General features: G+C 67.7%; 18 protein-coding genes. All 18 read left to right on the top strand.

The window, feature by feature from the left end; genetic code table 11:
• The first annotated feature begins 9 nt into the window (after positions 1 to 9).
• The 18 genes from MJ785_RS02925 (at position 10) to MJ785_RS02840 (ending at position 20,016) form a co-directional block, all read left to right on the top strand.
• Positions 10 to 1,707, top strand: coding sequence for an Hsp70 family protein (locus tag MJ785_RS02925; RefSeq protein ID WP_239309938.1), 1,698 nt, complete (start codon positions 10 to 12; stop codon positions 1,705 to 1,707).
• A gap of 236 nt (positions 1,708 to 1,943) precedes the next feature.
• Positions 1,944 to 2,684: an FAD-dependent thymidylate synthase gene (gene thyX / locus MJ785_RS02920; protein ID WP_239309937.1), complete on the top strand. Its 741-nt coding sequence runs from the start codon at positions 1,944 to 1,946 to the stop codon at positions 2,682 to 2,684.
• Positions 2,674 to 3,888 carry an acetate/propionate family kinase gene (locus MJ785_RS02915; RefSeq protein WP_239309936.1) on the top strand — a complete coding sequence of 405 codons (1,215 nt, stop codon included), beginning with the start codon at positions 2,674 to 2,676 and terminating at the stop codon, positions 3,886 to 3,888. Before thyX ends, MJ785_RS02915 begins: the two co-directional genes overlap by 11 nt.
• A 63-nt stretch (positions 3,889 to 3,951) precedes the next feature.
• On the top strand, positions 3,952 to 5,511 hold the full coding sequence (locus MJ785_RS02910; protein ID WP_239309935.1) for a hypothetical protein: 1,560 nt from the start codon (positions 3,952 to 3,954) through the stop codon (positions 5,509 to 5,511).
• 48 nt (positions 5,512 to 5,559) lie between these two features.
• A complete protein-coding gene (locus MJ785_RS02905; RefSeq protein WP_239309934.1) occupies positions 5,560 to 5,757 on the top strand; it encodes a hypothetical protein in 198 nt (65 codons plus the stop codon).
• Between the two features lie 431 nt (positions 5,758 to 6,188).
• The gene (dapA, locus tag MJ785_RS02900) at positions 6,189 to 7,115 is read left to right on the top strand and encodes a 4-hydroxy-tetrahydrodipicolinate synthase (RefSeq protein ID WP_239309933.1); all 927 of its coding nucleotides are present in this window, start codon (positions 6,189 to 6,191) and stop codon (positions 7,113 to 7,115) included.
• Complete coding sequence (locus MJ785_RS02895; protein WP_239309932.1) at positions 7,112 to 8,797, top strand: ribonuclease J; 1,686 nt, start codon at positions 7,112 to 7,114, stop codon at positions 8,795 to 8,797. Before dapA ends, MJ785_RS02895 begins: the two co-directional genes overlap by 4 nt.
• A gap of 46 nt (positions 8,798 to 8,843) precedes the next feature.
• Positions 8,844 to 11,486, top strand: a complete 2,643-nt coding sequence (locus MJ785_RS02890) for a DNA translocase FtsK (RefSeq protein WP_239309931.1) — start codon at positions 8,844 to 8,846, stop codon at positions 11,484 to 11,486.
• 180 nt (positions 11,487 to 11,666) lie between these two features.
• Positions 11,667 to 12,473, top strand: coding sequence for a helix-turn-helix domain-containing protein (locus MJ785_RS02885; RefSeq protein WP_239309930.1), 807 nt, complete (start codon positions 11,667 to 11,669; stop codon positions 12,471 to 12,473).
• A gap of 9 nt (positions 12,474 to 12,482) precedes the next feature.
• Complete coding sequence (locus MJ785_RS02880; protein WP_239309929.1) at positions 12,483 to 13,919, top strand: MiaB/RimO family radical SAM methylthiotransferase; 1,437 nt, start codon at positions 12,483 to 12,485, stop codon at positions 13,917 to 13,919.
• Positions 13,916 to 14,530, top strand: coding sequence for a CDP-alcohol phosphatidyltransferase family protein (locus tag MJ785_RS02875; RefSeq protein WP_370651570.1), 615 nt, complete (start codon positions 13,916 to 13,918; stop codon positions 14,528 to 14,530). Before MJ785_RS02880 ends, MJ785_RS02875 begins: the two co-directional genes overlap by 4 nt.
• Positions 14,520 to 15,803: a competence/damage-inducible protein A gene (locus MJ785_RS02870; RefSeq protein ID WP_239309928.1), complete on the top strand. Its 1,284-nt coding sequence runs from the start codon at positions 14,520 to 14,522 to the stop codon at positions 15,801 to 15,803. Before MJ785_RS02875 ends, MJ785_RS02870 begins: the two co-directional genes overlap by 11 nt.
• Positions 15,804 to 15,912: 109 nt before the next feature.
• On the top strand, positions 15,913 to 16,260 hold the full coding sequence (locus tag MJ785_RS02865; protein ID WP_239309927.1) for a helix-turn-helix domain-containing protein: 348 nt from the start codon (positions 15,913 to 15,915) through the stop codon (positions 16,258 to 16,260).
• 108 nt (positions 16,261 to 16,368) lie between these two features.
• A complete protein-coding gene (locus tag MJ785_RS02860) occupies positions 16,369 to 17,178 on the top strand; it encodes a PspA/IM30 family protein (protein ID WP_239309926.1) in 810 nt (269 codons plus the stop codon).
• Between the two features lie 10 nt (positions 17,179 to 17,188).
• Positions 17,189 to 17,902 carry a hypothetical protein gene (locus MJ785_RS02855; RefSeq protein WP_239347608.1) on the top strand — a complete coding sequence of 238 codons (714 nt, stop codon included), beginning with the start codon at positions 17,189 to 17,191 and terminating at the stop codon, positions 17,900 to 17,902.
• Between the two features lie 109 nt (positions 17,903 to 18,011).
• On the top strand, positions 18,012 to 18,206 hold the full coding sequence (locus tag MJ785_RS02850) for a DUF3046 domain-containing protein (protein WP_239309924.1): 195 nt from the start codon (positions 18,012 to 18,014) through the stop codon (positions 18,204 to 18,206).
• A gap of 227 nt (positions 18,207 to 18,433) precedes the next feature.
• Positions 18,434 to 19,462, top strand: a complete 1,029-nt coding sequence (recA, locus tag MJ785_RS02845) for a recombinase RecA (RefSeq protein WP_239309923.1) — start codon at positions 18,434 to 18,436, stop codon at positions 19,460 to 19,462.
• A 56-nt stretch (positions 19,463 to 19,518) separates the two neighbouring features.
• The gene (locus tag MJ785_RS02840; RefSeq protein WP_370652854.1) at positions 19,519 to 20,016 is read left to right on the top strand and encodes a regulatory protein RecX; all 498 of its coding nucleotides are present in this window, start codon (positions 19,519 to 19,521) and stop codon (positions 20,014 to 20,016) included.
• The last annotated feature ends 56 nt before the right edge of the window (positions 20,017 to 20,072 follow it).

The raw sequence follows: 20,072 nt of genomic DNA, 5'->3' as shown, positions 1-20,072 counted from the left end.
GTTTCGGGGATGAGCGCGGCCGTCGTCTACGGAATTGATCTTGGTGCCACCTACAGCTGCGTCGCCCGGATGAACGCTTCAGGCGATCCTGAGGTGATTGCGCTCTCCGGCGGTGTGACCGCGATGCCAAGCGTCGTGCTCTTCGTCGGACCGGACGACTACGTCACTGGTGAACCGGCCCGCCGCCTTGCCCGCGCCCGCGCCGATGACGTCTGTGCGCTGGTCAAAGGCCGAATGGGCGATCACGACTGGCGGTTTGTGACGTCCGGGCGGGCGTGGTCCGCGTCCGCGGTGAGCGGCCTTGTCCTGCGGGCGCTCGTCAGCGAGGCGGCTTTTGCCGGTGGAGAGCAGGTCCACGCCGCGGTCATCGCCGTGCCGGCGTACTTCGGCGACGAGGAACGCCGGGCCACCGTGCTCGCTGGGCAGTACGCGGGCCTGTCGGTCGTTGACGTCATCAACGAACCGATCGCGGCAGCGCTGGCCTACGGTTTCGCCCGTTTCGACGCGGCGGCGACCTTCGCCGGCACAACGGCGCAGGAGGAGGTGGCGCTCGTCTACGACCTCGGCGGCGCGACGTTCGACGCGACCGTCGTCGAGCTTGCCGACCGTCGGATCTCGGTGGTTGCCATTGACGGCGACCAGCGGCTCGGCGGCTCCGAGTGGGACGAGCAGCTCGCCCGCTACCTGGCCAGACAGTTCCTTGACGCGCATCCGGACGCCACGGACCCGCTGGCCGACGCCGTGGCGGCCCAGGCGCTGCTGCTGGCCGCTGAACAGGCCAAACGCGACCTGACCGACCGGATGGAGACGACGGTCGGGGTCGAACACGACGGCCGCGTATTGAAGACGGTGGTGTCCCGGGATGATCTCGAACGGCTGACGGCCGGGCTGCTGGAGCGGACTATGATTATTACCCGCTCGGTGCTGACCGCGGCCAGGGCTCGCGGCGTCACCCGCCTCGACCGGGTGCTGCTGGCGGGGGGCTCCGCCTGGATGCCAGCGGTGGCCCGCAGGCTCAGGGCGGAGCTCGGCGTGCCGGTCGAGCTGGGTGACCCTGACCTCGCGGTGGCCAAGGGCGCGGCTCTCTATGGGGAGAAGAAGGCCATCGAGCGGCTGGTCCTCGCGGACCTGGTGTCGCGGGGGCAGCTCACTGACGGCGCGACATCGGACACCGCCGCGCCCGCGGACCTGGCCGCCGCCTGCAGACGTCTCGCGGCGGCTTTCGGGCTCACCGCCGAACGGGTTCGCCGCACCGTCGAGGTCCAGGTGGTCAACGTCGTATCCCGCGGTTTCGGAGTGCTCGTGCTCGACCGTTTCGGTGAACGTTCAGCGGTGTTCCTCGTCCATCGCAATGACCGGCTTCCCGTGATGGTCCGGCGTGGTTTCGGTACTGTCCGCGACGATCAGGATGTTATCACTCTGCAACTGGTGGAACAGCGCGGCGGTGCCGAGCCGGCCCGCGTCGAGGATATGAAGATTATCGCGCAGGCGGATATCACCGGGATTCCGCCGGGTTTCCCGGCCGGCACGCCCATCGAGATTATTTTCCGGATGGGCTTCGACGGTATTCTGGAGATGACCGCGTTGCACGAAGGCTTGGCCGACCGTCGCCTCACTGTGCGGGTGGAGACCAACGCGGCGCTGAGCCAGGCCGACGTCGCCCGGGAACGCGACGCGGTGGCGAGGCTGCGCCGCCGGGAGAGCTGACCGGCCAGCGCGTGCGAGGCCTTGCCGTTGTCCGTGTGCCTATGGGCGGCCGGGGGTTGACGGGGGGCGGAAGACCCCCGACCGCCAGGGACGATCGACTGGGGGATGACCGTCCATCCTGGTCTACCACGGTCGGCCCGCCTCGCCGGCCGTTCGGTGCGTTGCTGTCACCGAGAGCACGGGTCGGTGCCGATGCTCCCTCTTTCGGGCGGAAGACGCCGGGTTACCGTAGGGGCATGCGCGTGCAGGTTATCGCCGAGACGCAGTTCACCCCACCGGCCGACGTCCACTGGACCACCGATACGGACGGTGGCCAGGCCTTGGCGGAGTTCGCCGGCCGAGCCTGCTACCAGAGCTGGTCGAAGCCGAATCCGGCCACTGCCACGAACGCTGGCTATCTGCGGCACATCCTCGATGTCGGACATCTGTCCGTGCTGGAGCACGCCACGGTGACCATGTACGTCACCGGGGTTTCCCGCAGCCTCACCCACGAGCTGGTCCGGCACCGGCACTTCTCCTACAGCCAGCTGTCCCAGCGTTATGTTCCAGCGCGCGGTGCCGCGGTGGTCGAGCCCGGCGTCATCGCCGACGATCCCCGGTTGCACGAGCTGTTCACGGAGGCCACCGCCACCGCCCTGGACGCCTACGAAAGGCTCCTCAGCGGGCTGGAGAAGCACTTCGCCGACGTGGCGGTACCGACGTCCCGGCGCAAGCAGGCCAGACAGGCCGCTCGCAGCGTCCTGCCCAACGCCGCCGAGACCCGGATCGTGGTGACCGGGAACTACCGGGCGTGGCGGCACTTCATCGCCATGCGGGCGAGCGAGGCGGCCGACGTCGAAATCCGGGCGCTGGCCATTGCCGCGCTGCGTGAGCTTCAGCGGGTCGCCCCGAATGTTTTCGGTGACTTCCAGGTGACCAGCCTGGATGATGGAACGGAGATCGCCGTCAGCTCGCTCGCGGGGGAGGATGATGCATGACCATGCCCCTGGGGAGTTCCTGAACATCCTGGTGGTCAACGCGGGGTCGTCCAGCCTGAAGCTTCGGCTGCTCGGGCCTGATGACAGCGTGCTGGCATCGGTTGATCTCGACGTGCGGGCGGGCCAGCCGGAGCCGGCCGGGGTCCGCGCCGCCATCGGTGGCCTGGCCCGTCTCGGCGCGTCCGGCGTACCCGGCGCGGTCGGGCACCGGATCGTGCACGGCGGCACGGCGTTCGTCGATCCGGTCGTCGTCACCGACCCGGTGGCGGAGGAGCTGCGCGCGCTGACCGTACTGGCACCACTGCACCAGCCGGCGGCTCTGGCCACGCTCGCCATGGTGCGATCGGCACTGCCGGACGTCGTTCAGGTCGCCTGCTTCGATACCGCGTTCCACGCTCGGATGCCGCCGGCCGCGGCTACCTACGCGGTGCCGGCGTACTGGCGCGAGCAGCTCGGTGTGCGTCGCTACGGTTTCCACGGCTTGTCCCACGCCTATGCGTCCCAGCGGGCCGCGGTGCTGGCCCGGGGCAGCCGGGTGGTCACCTGTCACCTGGGATCGGGAGCGTCGCTGGCCGCGGTGCGCGATGGTGCCTGCGTCGACACGACCATGGGGTTTACCCCGCTGGACGGTCTGGTGATGTCCACTCGTTCCGGCGCCGTCGACCCGGGCCTGCTGCTGTGGCTGCAGACATCGGCCGGCATGTCCGTGGATGACCTGACCGACGCCCTGTTCCATCGGTCGGGTCTGTCCGCGCTTGCCGGCACCGGGGACATGCGTACGGTCGTCGACCGCGCCGCTGCCGGTGACCCCGACGCCTCGCTGGCTCTCGCGGTCTACCTGCACCGCCTGCGCGCGCAGATCGCGGGGATGGCCGCGGCTCTCGGCGGGCTCGACACGCTGCTGTTCACCGGCGGGGTGGGGGAGCGTTCCGCGGTGGTGCGTGCCGGCGCAGTGGCGGGGCTCGGTTTTCTCGGCGTGGCTGTTGACCCCGAGCGCAACGCGGCCCACACCGGCGCTGGCCACGACGGCACCGCCTGGGGCACCGCCTGGGGCGCAGACCGTGGCACCGAGCCTGCTTCCGGCACGGCCGAGGCCGACATCACCGCTACGGGTTCGCGAGTCCGGACACTGGTCGTCGAGGCACGCGAGGACCTGGAGATCGCTCGCGGCGTCCGCGAGTGCCTCGCCATGCGGCGACGTTGACGAAACACAACGATGACCGGCACTTTCATGCCGGTCTGAGCGGTTCGGGTATTGTCACTCGCCGTGGCTACATCGCCGCCCGCCGGACCGGGTAACCCTGGCCAGGGCAATGCTGGGCGTTGGCGACAGTGGACCCGCCGTGACGATCGTGAGACCGCGACTTTTATTGATCTCGCTGATATCGACGAGATCACCGCGACCCTGCTGGCCCCGCCCGTGGAGTACGCGGGTCTCCGGCGCCGGGTGGTGGATCAGTTCACCGTCCTGAGCGCGAACCGCTGTCTGCTGCAGCGGTCGGTCAACTGGGGTCCGCTGGACCCGCTGCTGACCGCTGTCGCCGGTCCGCGCGGCTTGCTCACCCGTACCGGCGGCCGGTTACCTGACGAGGTTTCGCTGTTGCTGCCGATCTCGACGATGCCGAAACGGGCGCTGGTCGCGTTCAATCTGCTCGGGCCGGGCGGTTCGGACGCCCACCTGATGCCCTATCCGGCAAGTATAACGACTCAGGGTAATCTCATTTACCGGCTGGCGGAGCGTATTGGTCATCCGCCGTCGGAATCGTCGCGTTTCGTCATCGACGCGATCTCCCGGTTCCGGCCGGGCCGATTCAGCGGTAACCATCCAGGACTTGTGCCCAGACGCGGAGTGTCACTCAGCACGCGGGCGGTATGCGAGTATCTCAACAAGGAGGCGGAGCTGGGCGTCTCGGAGGCGACGGTGCGGTCGTGGGCCGCCATCGTCGAGGCCGCCGAGGTCATCTTGTGCGAGGCGTTGGCTGAACCGCCCGATCTGCTGAGCAGCGCTGACAATCTGCTGCTGGCCGCGGGGGAGCTACGTCGTGATCTTCGTGTGCCCGGCGACATCGACGTGGCCGGCATCGAGTCGTACCTGCACGATTTCGTCGCCTGGATCCACGTGTTGCGCGCCGCCGGCGCCGCGGCCGTCCCGGTGCTGTCGACGGTTGCCGAGTACGGCCGGCGCTGGGAGGCGCTTGCGGCGGTGACGCTTGATCCGTATCGGCCCGCTCTGATCAAGATGCAGGAGGAGCGGCGGACGCTCCTGGACCGGTGGAGCCCGTTGCGCGGTGGTGATCAATCATTATGGAACTGGCTTGTCAACCCGGTCGCATTGGTAGATCTTGATCCGGGCGGTCCGGGAAGCTACCACGTCAGCGTGGGGACCGATGACACGAGCATTGAGATCCGTCATTCGGCCGTGATTGACTTGTACAATCAGCCTGTCGAACGTATGTTCGTAGAAGACCTTCAGCGGAACCGTGAGGTGTACGCGTACTACACCACCGACGCACGCCGTCCGGCGCGCGCGAAGCTGCTTGTGGGGCTCAGCGTCTCGCGCGACGTCTCGAGGGTGAACCTGGCAATCCTGATTTTGATGATCCTCACGGTGGGGCTGTCCGTGCTGCCCTTCCGCCTGGATACCAATGCGGTGGCTGTAGTGGCGGTACCGTCGTCGTTTGCGGCCTCTCTGCTGCTGACCCGGGAGCGCAGCAGTCTGGCGGCGTGGGTGCTCGAGCCTTTCAAGCTCGCGCTGCTCGTCCTGTTGGTGGCCTTGGCGGTCACGGCTGGCGCGCGGGCCGCGTTTGGCTGGCACACCACCGCGTAGCGGCCGAGAGGGTAAACTGATCGTCGACACCAGGACGGGATGGTTGGCATGCCGAAGAACTACGGTCAGGGTGTGGGTGTTGACTCCTGGCGTGCTGGTGGTCTGCGCGGCCTTGTCCGGCTCGGCCGGATCGAGTTGTGGACCAGGCTAGATCGCAACATGCTGCGCCCGCCCGAGGGCCTGCCAGCGGCTGGCCCGTCATTATCGCGCCGCCGCCATCATCGGGATGCCGACGACTTGGCGTAGTCCTATCGTCGAAGTTCCTCAGACGGACGTTGCCTGACAGGGCACTACGAGCGTCCGGCAACAGGGGTGTGGATCAAGGAGTGGGGTTGGGGTGCGTGCATCGGAAGGCGGCGGAGGGAGCCACCGGAGGTGGTGGGTGGCGACCGACGAGCCGGGGTGCCCGTGCGTCGCGCGGCGATGGATGGACAGCGATGCGGTGAGGCGCGTGCTCCAGCTCCGCGGCCCCGCGTCCCCTGTTGCCGGTCGCTCTACGGCGTGTTTCAGAAGTCATCGTTCGGCCAGGGAGTCGCGTCCAGGTGGTTGCTGGCAGGGCCGCGGGCCGTACCGATACCGGATGAGTCGTACCGGTACGGCCGAGAACGCGGCCAAGGGCCGCTTGGACGTAGCGAGCCGGACAGATGACTTTCGAAACACGCCCTAAGGTGACCGACATGTCAGTGTTGCCCCGAGCGCCCTTCGGCCGCATGATCACCGCAATGATTACTCCGTTCACCGCGGGTGGCAAGCTTGATCTTGATGGTGCCGCCGTGCTCGCGAACCATCTGGTGGACGCCGGCAATGACGCTCTCGTCGTCAATGGCACCACCGGGGAAGCGCCTACCACATCTGACTGGGAAAAGAAAGAGTTGTTGCGGGCGGTGGTCGCGGCAGTTGGTGCCCGTGCCGCGGTAATCGCCGGGGTGGGCACCAATGACACCCGGCACACGGTGGAGCTGGCCAGTACGGCGGAGAAAGCCGGTGCGCACGGGCTGCTGGTGGTGAGCCCTTACTACAACAAGCCTCCGCAGAGCGGGCTGTATGCGCATTTCCGGGCTGTCGCGGACACTACCGGGCTGCCTGTGATGATTTACGACATACCTGGCCGTACCGGTGTATCGGTGGCAACGGATACGCTGGTACGGCTCGCCGAGCATCCGCGGATCGTGGCGGTCAAGGACGCTAAGGACGATCTTGAGGCGTCGTCGTGGGTCCTTGCCCGTACGGGTCTTGCGTACTACTCCGGGACGGAGATGCTCACCCTCCCGTTGTTGTCGGTGGGTGCCGTCGGGGTGGTGAGTGTCGTCGGGCATGTCGCCGCCAGCCGGATCCACGCGATGATCAACGCTTTCGACGCAGGTGACGCTGTCCGTGCTCGTTCTTTGCACATGGGTCTGCTTCCGGCGTACGAGGGCCTATTCAGGAACCAAGGTGTGATCATGACGAAGGCTGCTCTCAACATGGCTGGACTGCCCGCCGGAGGTGTCCGCCTGCCCCTGGTGGACGCGACCGACGACGAACGCGAGCGATTGCGCGTCGACCTCGCCGCGGCCGGGGTTGACCTTTGCGTGGACGTGAACGCGACGGTGGGGTCCGCGTGAGCCATCCCCATCCCGGGCTGGGAACACCGCCGCCGCTGCCCGCTGACGGTCTGCGCATCGTCGCGCTCGGGGGGCTGGGCGAAATCGGCCGCAATATGACCGTGTTCGAGTTCGATGGCCGGCTGCTCGTCGTCGACTGTGGGGTCCTGTTCCCCGAGACGGACCAGCCTGGTGTGGATCTGATCCTGCCTGACTTCACCGCCATCCGGGACAGGCTCGACGCGATTGACGCGGTTGTCCTCACCCACGCCCATGAGGATCACATCGGTGCCGTGCCCTACCTGCTGCGTGAACGCGGCGACATTCCGCTGGTGGGTTCCCGGCTCACCCTTGCGCTGACCGCGGCCAAGCTCGCCGAGCACCGCATCAGCCCGACCATGATCGAGGTCCGGGAGGAGCAGGTCCGCGGCTTCGGCCCGTTCACCTGTGAGTTCTTCGCGGTCAACCACTCCATTCCGGACGCGTTGGCGGTCGCCATCCGCACGCCGGCCGGCCTGGTGCTGCACACCGGCGACTTCAAGATGGACCAGCTGCCCCTTGACGGCCGGCTGACCGATCTCGGTGGTTTCGCGCGGCTTGGCCGGGAAGGCGTTGACCTGCTCCTGTCCGACTCCACCAACGCCGAGGTGCCGGGCTTCGTGACCTCCGAGCGGGAGATTGCGCCGGTGCTCGACGGTGTGTTCCGGGATGCCAAGAAGCGGATCATCGTCGCCTGCTTTGCCAGCCACGTGCACCGGGTCCAGCAGGTTCTCGACGCGGCGGAGGCCCATGGCCGCTCGGTGTGCTTTGTCGGGCGGTCGATGGTTCGTAACATGGGGGTAGCTCGTGATCTCGGGCTGCTGCGAGTGCCGGCCGGTCTTGTGATCGATCTGCGGGACGTCGGTGCGTTGCCGGACCGCAACATCTGTCTGATCTCGACCGGGTCGCAGGGCGAGCCGTTGTCGGCTCTGTCCCGGATGGCCAACCGCGACCACGCCATCCAGATCCAGGCTGGCGACACAGTGGTGCTCGCGTCCAGCCTGATCCCCGGCAACGAGAACGCGGTCTACCGGGTGATCAATGGTTTGGCCCGCTGGGGTGCCAAGGTCGTCCACAAGGGGGTGGCGAAGGTGCACACCTCCGGCCACGCTCCCGCCGGTGAGCTGCTCTACGTCCTCAACGCGACCCGGCCGTCCAACATGATGCCGGTGCACGGCGAATGGCGGCATCTGCGGGCACACGGTGCGCTCGCGGAGGCCACCGGAGTACCCGCGGACAGGGTGGTGCTGGCTGATGACGGCATGGTTGTTGATCTTGTTGACGGGCAGGCGAACATCACCGGCGTGGTTCCGTGTGGCTATGTCTACGTTGACGGGCTCGCGGTTGGCGACGTTGGTGAGCCAAGCCTGAAAGACCGCCGCATCCTGGGCGAAGAGGGGTTTATCACGATCATGGTCGTGGTCGACGCGGCGTCCGGGAAGGTCGTGGGTGGCCCGGAGCTGTCGGCTCGGGGCTTTTCCGACACTCGTGAAGCCTTCGAGCAGGTTCGCGGGCTGGTCACAGACGCGTTGGCGGAAGCGATGCGGTCGGGAACGGTCGATGTCGGTGTGCTCCAACAGCTGGTGCGCCGCACCGTCGGGCGTTGGGTCAGCGACACGTACCGACGTCGCCCGATGATCATTCCGGTTGTTGTCGAGGTCTGATCCGGCCGGGGGCGACGCGCCCGGAAGGTCGTGGTTGCCCGATGTCATGCCCACAGACCGGTACCGTCGTCGGGTGGCCACGCGGGCAGGTGGCACGCGCGCGCGTGCCCAGAGCAGGACAGCGGTCCCCCGCGCCGCGCCCGCCCGGCGTCCGCCAGCGAAATCCCGGTCGAACGGAAAGCCGAACGGAAAGCCGAGCGGAAAAAAGAAAGCTCCCGCGAAGGCGCCGCCACGCACGCCTGGGAGGCCCTTCACACTGCTGATCGTCCAAAAAGCGATCAGGTTGACGGCGCGTCTCTGGCTCACCGCGGCCGCGTTTCTGGGCAGCCTGGTGCGCAGGAGCGGCCGTGGTGCCCGCGACCTGCGTATCGACAAAGCCCAACAGCGGGATGGCGCGGCGCTTGCCACGCTTGGTGCCACTGTCCTCACGGCGGCGGCGGTCTGGTTTCACGCGGCCGGGCCGGTCGGCCGGGCCATCTCCGCGGTGCTGCACTTTCTGGTTGGTGTGGGCGCGGTGCCGCTGCCGTTGTTCGGCCTGGGCGCGACCTGGCGGCTTGTCCGCAGTCCCAGCGATCCGGACAGCCGAGGCCGAGTGCTGATCGGTTGGGCCGCGCTCGCACTGGGCGCGTTGGGAATCGTGCACCTGGCGCGCGGAGTTCCGGACTTCGCCGCCGCTGACAACGCCATGGGACGGGCGGGCGGGCTCGCGGGGTTCCTCGCCAGCTCTCCACTGGCTGGTGCGGTGACCGCCTACCTGGCGGCTCCGCTGCTGCTTCTGCTCAGCCTGTTCGGCGTTCTTGTGATCACAAAGACGCCGATCCGTGCGGTCCCTGACCGGCTGCGGGAGCTGTGGGACACCCTCCTCATCGACGATGCGCCCGCGGATGCCGAACGCGATGACCGCTCGGGCGGGGGCCGGGCGGCGCCTGTCGCGGGACGGCAGCTTGTGGACGATCTGCTGGGGGTCGCCTCGGCTGGGGAGGCCCCAGCCGAGGCGGGACGCCGGACGAACCGCGGGCGCCGCGCCCGAGAAGCGCCCGACCCGGACGTCTTCGACATCGACGCGCCGACAGCCCATGCGGTGCCTGACGATCCGGTGCCCGCGACGGGCACCACACGCAGGGCACCGAAGGTGCGGGACAGCGGATCGGTGCCGGCTCCGCTGCCCGACCCCGCCGCGGTGAAGCACTTCGTGGCGCCCACGGCGGATGCCACTACAGAAGGTAACTACACGCTGCCATCGCCGGCCCTGCTGCAACAGGGAACACCGCCGAAGGTGCGATCGGCCGCGACGGACACTGTGATCGCGTCGCTGACGGATGTGTTTTCCCAGTTCCGGGTGGACGCCCGGGTGACGGGCTTCACCCGGGGGCCGACCGTGACCCGTTACGAGGTGGAGCTCGGCGCCGCGGTGAAGGTGGAGCGGATCATCCAGCTGACCAAGAACATCGCGTACGCCGTGAAGAGCCCGGATGTCCGGATCATCAGCCCGATCCCGGGCAAGAGCGCGGTCGGCATCGAGATTCCCAACACGGACAGGGAACTGGTCTCACTCGGTGACGTCCTGCGCAGCGACGAGGCGACCGGCAACCCGCATCCGCTGTTGGTGGGCCTCGGCAAGGACATCGAGGGCGGGTATGTCGTCGCGAACCTGGCGAAGATGCCCCACATCCTCATCGCGGGCGCGACCGGTGCCGGCAAGTCGACCTGTATCAACACGCTGATCACAAGTGTGCTGGCGCGGGCCACTCCCGATCAGGTGCGGTTGGTGCTGGTCGACCCGAAACGGGTCGAACTGACCAGCTACCAGGGGATCCCGCATCTGATTACGCCGATCATCACGAGCCCGAAGAAGGCCGCGGACGCGCTCGCCTGGGTTGTCAAGGAGATGGAGAACCGGTACGAGGATCTCGCGTCCTGCGGGGTTCGGCACGTCGACGACTTCAACCGCAAGGTCAGGTCTGGGGAGATCGTGGCGCCGCCGGGCTCGGAGCGAGTGTACGTCCCGTATCCGTACATCCTGACGATCGTCGATGAGCTCGCCGACCTCATGATGGTGGCCCCACGGGATGTGGAGGACGCGATCTGCCGGATCACGGCGATGGCGCGGGCGGTCGGGATCCACCTGGTGCTGGCGACGCAGCGCCCGTCGGTGGACGTGGTGACTGGGCTGATCAAGGCGAACGTGCCGTCGCGGTTGGCGTTCGCAACCTCGTCGCTGGCGGACAGCCGGGTCATCCTCGATCAGGCCGGTGCCGAGAAGCTGGTTGGACTTGGTGACGCGCTGTTCCTGCCGATGGGTGCTGGCAAACCGGCTCGCATCCAGGGCGCGTTTGTTTCCGAGGAGGAGATAGCGGCAATCGTCGCTCATACCAAGGAACAGGCGGCCCCGGCGTTTCGCGCGGACGTGTTTGCCGGCGGTGCTGAGTCCAAGAAGGAGGTCGACGAGGACATCGGCGACGACCTTCAGCTGTTCCTTCAGGCTGTCGAGCTGGTGGTGTCCACCCAGTTCGGGTCGACGTCGATGCTCCAGCGCAAGCTGCGGGTGGGCTTCGCCAAGGCGGGCCGGTTGATGGACCTCATGGAGAGCCGCGGAATCGTCGGGCCCAGCGAGGGCTCGAAGGCTCGGGATGTGTTGGTTGTGCCCGACGAACTCGAGGGTTTGCTGACAACGTTGCGTAATGGATAGTACGAGCGCCCGGTAACAGGAGGTGTGGACCAAGGAGTGGGGCTGGGGTGCGTGCCCCGGCCCCGCGACGCCGCGTCCCCTGCTGCCGGTCGCGCTGAGCGTTCTGGATCGGCTGTCGGCTGTCGGCTGTCGACCGTAGACTCGGCTCTACTGCCGATCTGACCGGTGCGGAGGTTGGCCATGCGGTCCGGTGCTGGCGTGGGCGCGGCGCTTGCCGCGGCGCGTGGCGAACGGGGCATGTCCGTTGCCGAGGTCAGCGCCGGGACCCGTATCCGCGTGACGCTGATCCAGCAAATGGAGAACGAGGACTTCACCGGATGTGGTGGTCCGGTGTATGCGCGCGGTCATATTCGGAGCATTGCCCGCATACTGATGCTTGATCCGGAACCATTGATCGCCGAATATGATCAGACCCACGGCCGGCCGCCCGAGGGGCCGGTGCTTCCGCCTCGGGGGTTCGATCCACTGACCACCAAGGGCGGGCCTGGCCGCCAGGGCTTCCGCCGAGGGCCGGCGACGGTTATCTCGCTGCTCTCGGTTTGTCTGCTGGTCGGTTTGGCCATTCTGCTGGCTCCGAGCGGGTCCGGACGTTCCACCGATGTCGTTCCGGGCGCGGCAACCACCACTGTCACACCATCGTTGCCGGCTGGGACCATGCCGGCCCAACCGGCCGTTTCCACCCGGCCGCCGACGGCTCCCGCGGCCGGGGTGAGCGTTCTCGTGGCGGTGCGCGGTGATCCGAGCTGGCTGGAGGTGCGAGACGAGAGCGCGCGGGTGCTGCTGCAACAGATCCTGCAACCCGGTGACAGCCGGACGGTCACGGCAGCCCGTTCCATGGAGATCAAAATGGGCAACGCGGGAGCGGTCGACGTGTCATGCAACGGCCGGAATCTGGGGCCCAGCGGGGGCCCCGGCCAGGTTGTCACCGTCCGTCTTGGCATCGGCGCTTCGGGAGACTGCACTGTTGGTAATCCGATGTCCCGGTAGCCTGACATCGTGCCCGATCGCCCCGCCCGTCGCGTCGCTCTGATCACTTTGGGATGTTCCCGTAACGATGTGGACTCCGAGGAACTTGCGGCGCGGCTCGGCGCCGATGGCTGGAGCGTGGTCGACGATCCGGCCGGAGCCGATGCGGTGGTTGTCAACACCTGTGGTTTTGTCGAGGCTGCCAAAAAGGATTCGATCGACACCGTGCTCGCCGCCGCCGACCTGCGTGATAGCGCCGACGGCCCGCGTGCGGTGGTCGCCGTGGGCTGTCTGGCCGAGCGCTACGGCCGGGAGCTGGCCAAGAGCCTTCCGGAGGCGGACGCCGTCCTGGGATTCGATGCCTATCCGGCGCTGGGCGCGCACTTGGACGCGGTGCTGCTTGGTGAGACGCCGAGCGCACACATCCCGCGGGACCGGCGGACCCTGCTCCCGATCACTCCGGTGGACCGGCGGCAGGCCGATCGTCGATCGCCGGCGCCGGGATCGGCCTCAGCGGTTCCGCGGCACCGGCTGGCCGGTGGCCCGGTCGCTCCGTTGAAGATCTCCAGCGGATGTGATCGGCGCTGTGCGTTCTGCGCGATCCCGGCGTTTCGTGGCTCGCATGTCTCCCGTCTCCCGCAGGAGGTGCTGGCCGAGGCCGAGTGGCTGGCCGGTCAGGGTGTGCGGGAACTCGTCCTGGTCAGTGAGAACTCGACGTCCTACGGGAAGGATCTGGGGGATCTGCGGGCGTTGGAGAAGCTGCTTCCCCAACTGGCCGCGATCGACGGCGTCGTGCGGGTCCGCGCTGTCTATCTTCAGCCGGCGGAGATACGTCCGTCGCTGCTGGAGACGATGCTGACGACACCGGGGGTCGCTCCCTATCTCGATCTGTCGTTTCAGCACGCGAGCCCCTCGGTGCTGCGGCGGATGCGCCGCTTCGGCGGTGCGGACGCCTTCAGCGACCTGTTGGCGCGGGCCCGCGCATTCGCCCCGGAACTCGGGGCGCGTTCGAACGTGATCCTCGGTTTCCCGGGCGAGACCCGGGCGGACGTGACGATCCTCGAGCGTTTCCTCGTCGACGCGGACCTCGACGCGGTCGGGGTCTTCGGCTATTCCGACGAGGACGGAACCGAGGCGGCCAACCTGCCTGACAAGGTCGCCCCAGCTACCGTGCGCCGGCGTCAGCAACGCGTCACCGACCTGGTGGAGCAGCTGACCGCCGACCGGGCCGAGCGGCGGATCTCCTCGGTCGTCGACATTCTGGTAGAAGAGGTCGCCGATGGAGTGGCCCACGGGCGGGCCGCTCACCAGCAGCCCGAGGTCGACGGAGCATGCACTGTCGCGCTGCCGGCCGGGCCGCTCCGGGACCTTCGAGTGGGGGATCTGGTGAGTGCCAAGGTGGTGGCGACGGAGGGCGTTGATCTGATCACTGATTTCGTCGACGTCGTTGATGCCGTGTCAGGGTGAGCGCACCTGAGCCGGGTGCCGCTGTCAGCCGGATGAACCTGGCCAACGCGTTGACCGTCGTGCGGCTTGCGCTCGTTCCGGTCTTCGTGCTGTTGATGTTCGCCGCTGGTGGTCACGTCGCCGGCTGGCGGGTGGCCGCCTTTGCCGCGTACGCGATCGCGGCGGTCACCGACCAGGTCGACGGGTACGTCGCCCGAAGCCGGAGCATTGTCACCGATTTCGGGATCATCCTTGACCCGATCGCGGACAAGGCGCTCACCGGTGCCGCGCTGGTGTCCCTCTCGCTGCTGGGCGAGCTGCCGTGGCTGGTGACCGCCGTGGTCGCGGTCCGGGAGATCGGCGTGACGCTGCTGCGGCTGTGGGTGATCAGGCGTGGTGTGATAGCGGCCAGCCGCGGTGGCAAACTGAAGACCCTGTTGCTTAACTGCGCGATCGGTCTTTATGTGCTGCCGCTGGCAGGCGCGGGTGCTTCGGTCCGGGCGGTCATGCTGGCTCTCGGCGTGCTTGTCGCGGTCGTCACGGGTCTGGACTATGTGGGCCGGGCACTGGCCTTGCGGCGGCGGCCGGCGCGGCTCACCGACGAGGTACTGGAGGACAGCGATGCGGGTTGAACTGCTGGCCGTGGGGGACGAACTGCTCTTTGGGGACATTGTCAACGGCAACGCGGCCTGGCTGGGGCGGCAGCTCGCCGATGTGGGCGCGCTGCTGAGGATGTCCACAGTGGTGGGTGACGATGTCGAGATGATCGCGACCAGGATCACCGAGGGTCTTGGCCGTGCGGACGCCGTCATCCTGACCGGTGGGCTGGGGCCGACTCAGGACGATCTGACCCGGGAGGGAATCGCCCGAGCGGCCGGGGTGGGCCTGCGTCGGGACGCCTTTCTGGAGGCGATGCTGCGCCGGCGCTTCCGGGCGCTTGCCCGGGAGGGCCCCGCCGCCGGCAGCCAGGCGCCGGAGATGAACTACCGGCAGGCGGACGTGCCCGAGGGCGCGGAGCCGTTACCCAACGAGGTGGGCACGGCGCCCGGCATTCGTATGAAGATCATGGATGGTGTGGTCTACGCGATGCCCGGCGTTCCGCACGAGATGTACCCGATGTTCACCGAGTCGGTCCTGCCGGACCTGCTTCGCCGGGCCGGGGAACCCGCGGTTGTGGTACATCGGGTGCTGCGGACAGCCGGCGTCTGGGAGTCGGTTGTTGCCCAGGCCCTCGCCGGGGAGATCGACCGGCTCGCCCCGATCGGCAACCCCACGATCGCTTTTCTCGCCAGCAACGGCCAGACCCGAATCCGGATCAGTGCCCGTGCCGGCGACAGGGCCGCAGCCTACAAGATTATTGAACCCGTCGAGGAGGCGGCGCGGATCGCTCTCGGCATCGCGCTCTACGGCGTCGACGACGACTCGTTGGAGGGGACCGTCCTGCGCCTGCTCGCGGACCGGGGGGAGACGCTCGCGGTTGCCGAGTCGTTGACAGGCGGTCTGCTTGCGGGGCGGCTCACGGACGTCCCGGGCGCGAGCGCGGTGTTCCGGGGAGGCGTGGTCACCTACGCAACCGACGCCAAGGCGTCGCTGCTCGGCGTCGACGCCGAGCTCCTGGCCACCAGCGGCGCGGTGTCGACGCAGGCGGCCGAGGCGATGGCCGCGGGCGTCCGGGACCTCCTCGGGGCAACCCACGGGCTCGCCGTGACCGGTGTGGCCGGCCCCACCGAGCTGGAGGGCAAACCGGTCGGGACGCTGCACATCGGTATGGTGGGGCCGTCCGGCGCGCTGACCAGGTCCGTTCAGCTGCCCGGGGACCGTCCACGGAACCGTGCTTACGCGGTCGTCCAGGCATTGGACGCTCTTCGGCGTACCCTGGCAGTTCACCCATGCCAGCCGGGATGAATCGTGGACGCGGATTGCTTACATAGTTACATTCGTATCAACGGCCGGCCATCCCGGTGGACGACAGGTATACGGTAAGGCCCAGCCTGAGGACGAAGGAGGAGGCACGATGGTCCTGCTCCGACGCATGCTCGGCGAGGCGTTGCGCCGCCGCCGTCAAGATCAACATCGGACCCTCCGTGAGGTGTCCTCTGCCGCGAGAGTCTCGCTCGGATACCTGTCCGAGATCGAGCGCGGGCAGAAGGAGGCGAGTTCGGAACTGCTCGCCGCGATCTGTGCCGCGCTCGGTGTCCGTCTCGCCGACCTGCTCCGTGAGGTAAGCGACGACCTGGAGCTCGCCGAGTTCGCCGTTGGTGGGCCGGCGCGGGTTGGTGTCCCGATGGCGGGTATGCCGCCGATGACGGGTATGCCCGCACGCGGCGGTACATCCACCGCAGTGGTGGAGCGCGCCGCCTAGGGCCTGTCTGATGGATCTTGTTCGAGGTGGGCATCCATCTGCGTGGTCGAAGATCGATCAGACACGCCTTGGCTTCGCTGCGCAGCGTTGGCGTGGGACGATTGGTGCATGGCGAACGTCGTCCGCAAGTTCTACCGCTACCTGTCGGCTTCGGCGAACCGGAAGCTGGACGAGAAGGCCGATCCGCGGGTACAGATCGATCAGGCGATCACCGAGGCCCAGCGGCAGCACCAGGCGCTCGTAGGCCAGGCCGCCGCGGTGGTGGGCAACCAGCGGCAGCTGGAGATGCGGATGGCACGTCAGATCGATGAGGTGGAGAACCTGGCCGACTCCGCGCGTCAGGCCGTTATGCTCGCGGACAAGGCCAACGCGAGTGGTGACGCGGTCGCCGCTGATCGTTACGAGCAGACAGCCCAGGCCTTTGCCAGCCAGCTGGTAGCCGCGGAAGGTTCCCTGGCGGAGCTCAAAGGCCTCCACCAGCAGGCTTCCTATTCGGCCGAGCAGGCCCGCCGCGCCGTTGAGGACAACACCATGCGGTTGCAGGGACAGCTTGCCGAGCGCGCGCGCCTGCTGACCCAGATCGAGCATGCCGCCATGCAGGAGCAGCTGAGCAAGGCCCTCGACGGAATGTCCCAGCTGACTCCGCCAGGTGACACCCCGACGCTGGCGCAGGTCCGCGACAAGGTCGAGCAGCGCTACGCGGTATCGCTGGGACGTCACGAGCTTGCCTCCCAGGGCGTGGAGGCCCGGATGCTGGAGATCCGCAGGGCGGCGCTGGACGCGAAGGCGTCCAAGCGCCTGACCGAGATCCGCACGGAGCTGTCCGCCGACAAGGGCTCGCCGGACCAGCTTCCGGACCGACGGCCGCCGGACCAACTGCCGCCGGACCGGCCTTCGCCGGACCAACTGGAGCCCTGACGGGATGCTCGTGAGCTATCTGCCGGACCGGCTCCGCGCCGACATCGAACGCCAGCGCCTGATACGCGGTGAGCAACGGCTCGTTCGCGCTTATGACCGACGCCGGCGGCGGGCAACGCGGTCCACCCGGCTGTGGGCCGGGGTGGCCATCGCCGCGCCGACGATGGCGGTGCTGGAGGGCAGCTGGGGGTGGCTGGTGGTGGGAGCCGGCGCGTTGGCCCGGGCTGGCCTTGCCTGGCGACAGGCGCAGCTCGCCGCATCGTCGCCACCGCCGGCTCTGCCGCTGCTGTCACGCGCACGACTGTCTGGATCGGCCGCGGCGGAGCCGATGCAACGTGGTGAGGCGGCCATGGCCGCTCTTACGGCGATCATGCGGGCGTCGCCGCCGGGACCCGCGGCCGAGGCGGTCCGCACGGCGATGGCATCAGCCGCGGCGGTGGTGGACACCCTCCGGAATCGGGCACAGCGAGTTCTTGCGTGCGAATCGGCGGCCCGGGTGGTCACGGACGTCGATCGTCGGGCCGAGATCATATCGACGGTCTCGGAGCTGGTGGGCTCGATGAACGCCGGGGTGCGGGCGTTGGACAACATGTTGGCCGCCGCCAGCGACCTGCTCGCCTCGACGGTGTCGACACAGCTGACGCCGGGGCAGCTCGACAGTCTTGACCGCCAGACCGCCACGCTGCGTGCCTTCGCTGAGGGTATGCGCGATCTCAAGCGCTGACTCATATGCGGCGGTGAACCAGCTCTGGGCGGGTCCTGGGGACGGCGTGAGCCGGGATCGGGGCGGCCGTGTTCGGAGTCTGCCTCGCCGGTCCGACACACTGAGAGGCGTGCGACTGACCGAGTTCTGGGCGCGGATGAACAAACAGTTCGGTACCGGGTATGCCGAGTCGGTTGCCCGCGACCATGTGGTCGCCAGACTCGGCGGGGTGACGGTGCACGATGCCCTCGCCCGTGGTGATGATGTCAAGGATGTCTGGCGGGCTGTGTGCGACGAGTTCGAGTTACCCGCGCACGACCGTTGACCGGATGCACGGCGTGTTGACCATGGTGTCGAACGAATGTTCGGCTATCCTGGATGGCAAGCGTCCAGGTCCGCCAGGGCCGCTGACGGCGGGAGAAGGCCATGATCGCGTCATCCGCGGCCGTTCGGTTGTCCACAGATCTGGCCCGGCGCTCGAAACTGTCGGACCTGCCCCCTACCGTCACCAACGTGGCCAAGACTCGACGACCTCAGCCTGGAGTGACTCCCATGGCAGGACTCGACCGTGAGAAGGCGTTGGAGAACGCTCTCGCACAGATCGACAAGCAGTTCGGCAAGGGCTCGGTTATGCGGCTCGGTGACGAAACCCGTCCACCGATCCAGGTCATCCCAACCGGTTCCATCGCGCTGGATGTGGCGCTCGGCATCGGCGGGCTGCCACGAGGACGCATAGTGGAGATCTACGGTCCGGAATCGTCCGGTAAGACGACCGTCGCTCTGCATGCGGTCGCGAACGCCCAGGCCGCCGGCGGGATCGCAGCCTTCATCGACGCCGAGCACGCGCTCGACCCCGACTACGCGACCAAGCTCGGGGTCAACACCGACGCGCTGCTGGTCTCCCAGCCCGATACCGGTGAGCAGGCACTGGAGATCGCGGACATGCTCATCCGGTCCGGCGCGATCGATATCATCGTCATCGACTCGGTGGCCGCTCTCGTGCCCAGGGCCGAGATCGAAGGTGAGATGGGCGACAGCCATGTCGGCCTTCAGGCCAGGCTGATGTCTCAGGCGCTGCGCAAGCTCACCGGTGCTCTTTCGCATTCGGGCACCACCGCCGTTTTCATCAACCAGCTCCGCGAGAAGGTTGGTGTCATGTTTGGTTCGCCCGAGACGACTACGGGTGGAAAGGCGCTGAAATTCTATGCGTCCGTGCGACTGGATGTCCGTCGCATCGAGACCCTGAAGGACGGTACGGATGCTGTGGGTAACCGAACCCGCGTAAAAGTTGTGAAGAACAAGATGGCGCCGCCGTTTCGGACGGCTGAGTTCGACATTGTCTATGGCGGTGGTATAAGCCGCGAGGGCTCCCTCATTGACATGGGGGTTGAACACGGCATCATCCGCAAGTCAGGGGCTTGGTACACCTACGATGGTGATCAGCTGGGGCAGGGCAAGGAAAACGCTCGTTCTTTCATGCGTGATAATCCCGACATCGCGAATGAGGTCGAGAAGCGAATCAAGGAAACGCTCGGCCTGGTGCCGTCGATCGACGCGGATCAGCCGTCAGCCGATCTCTGAGTTGATCTTTTTGTCGATCTTCGGGCGACAGGAGATCATGGTCGGTGGTGACGGCTGTGGATCGTGATCGAGGAGAAGGTGCGGACTCGATGGGCAGGGCGCGGGAGATATGCCTGCGCCAGCTTGAAACCCGTCCGCGAAGCCGCGCGGAACTGGCCGCCGTACTTGATCGTCATAGGATTGATCGAGAAGTGGCCGAGGTTGTGCTGAACCGCCTGGCCGAGGTGGGTCTGGTGGACGACAGGGCGTTCGCTGCCATGCTGGTTTCCTCTGCCCAGGTGAACCGTGGCCTCGGTCGGCGTGGTCTTGCTCACGAGCTGCGGCGCCGAGGAGTGGATCCGGAGATCTCGTCGGTGGCGCTGCAGGCCGTGGACGGCATCGACGAGGAGGCCACCGCGCGGAGTCTGGTACGACGCCGGCTGGCAGCGATGGACGACCTGCCCGTACCGGTGCGGGCCCGGCGTCTGGCCGCGTTACTCGATCGTCGTGGCTATCCCGCGGACCTGGTGCTGCGGGTGGTCATGGAGGAACTGGAGGGGAGCATGGAGGACTAGTGGGCGCCGCTGGAAGTTCGTCCAGGGTCTGCCGGCGCCAGACGGTGCCTCGCCTC

Origin of the sequence: Protofrankia sp. CiT1 (assembly GCF_917627335.1) — a bacterium.
Taxonomy (GTDB): Bacteria; Actinomycetota; Actinomycetes; order Frankiales; family Frankiaceae; genus Protofrankia.
Note: the sequence above shows the minus strand (reverse complement) of the source record. Positions and strands in the feature narration are given on the sequence as shown.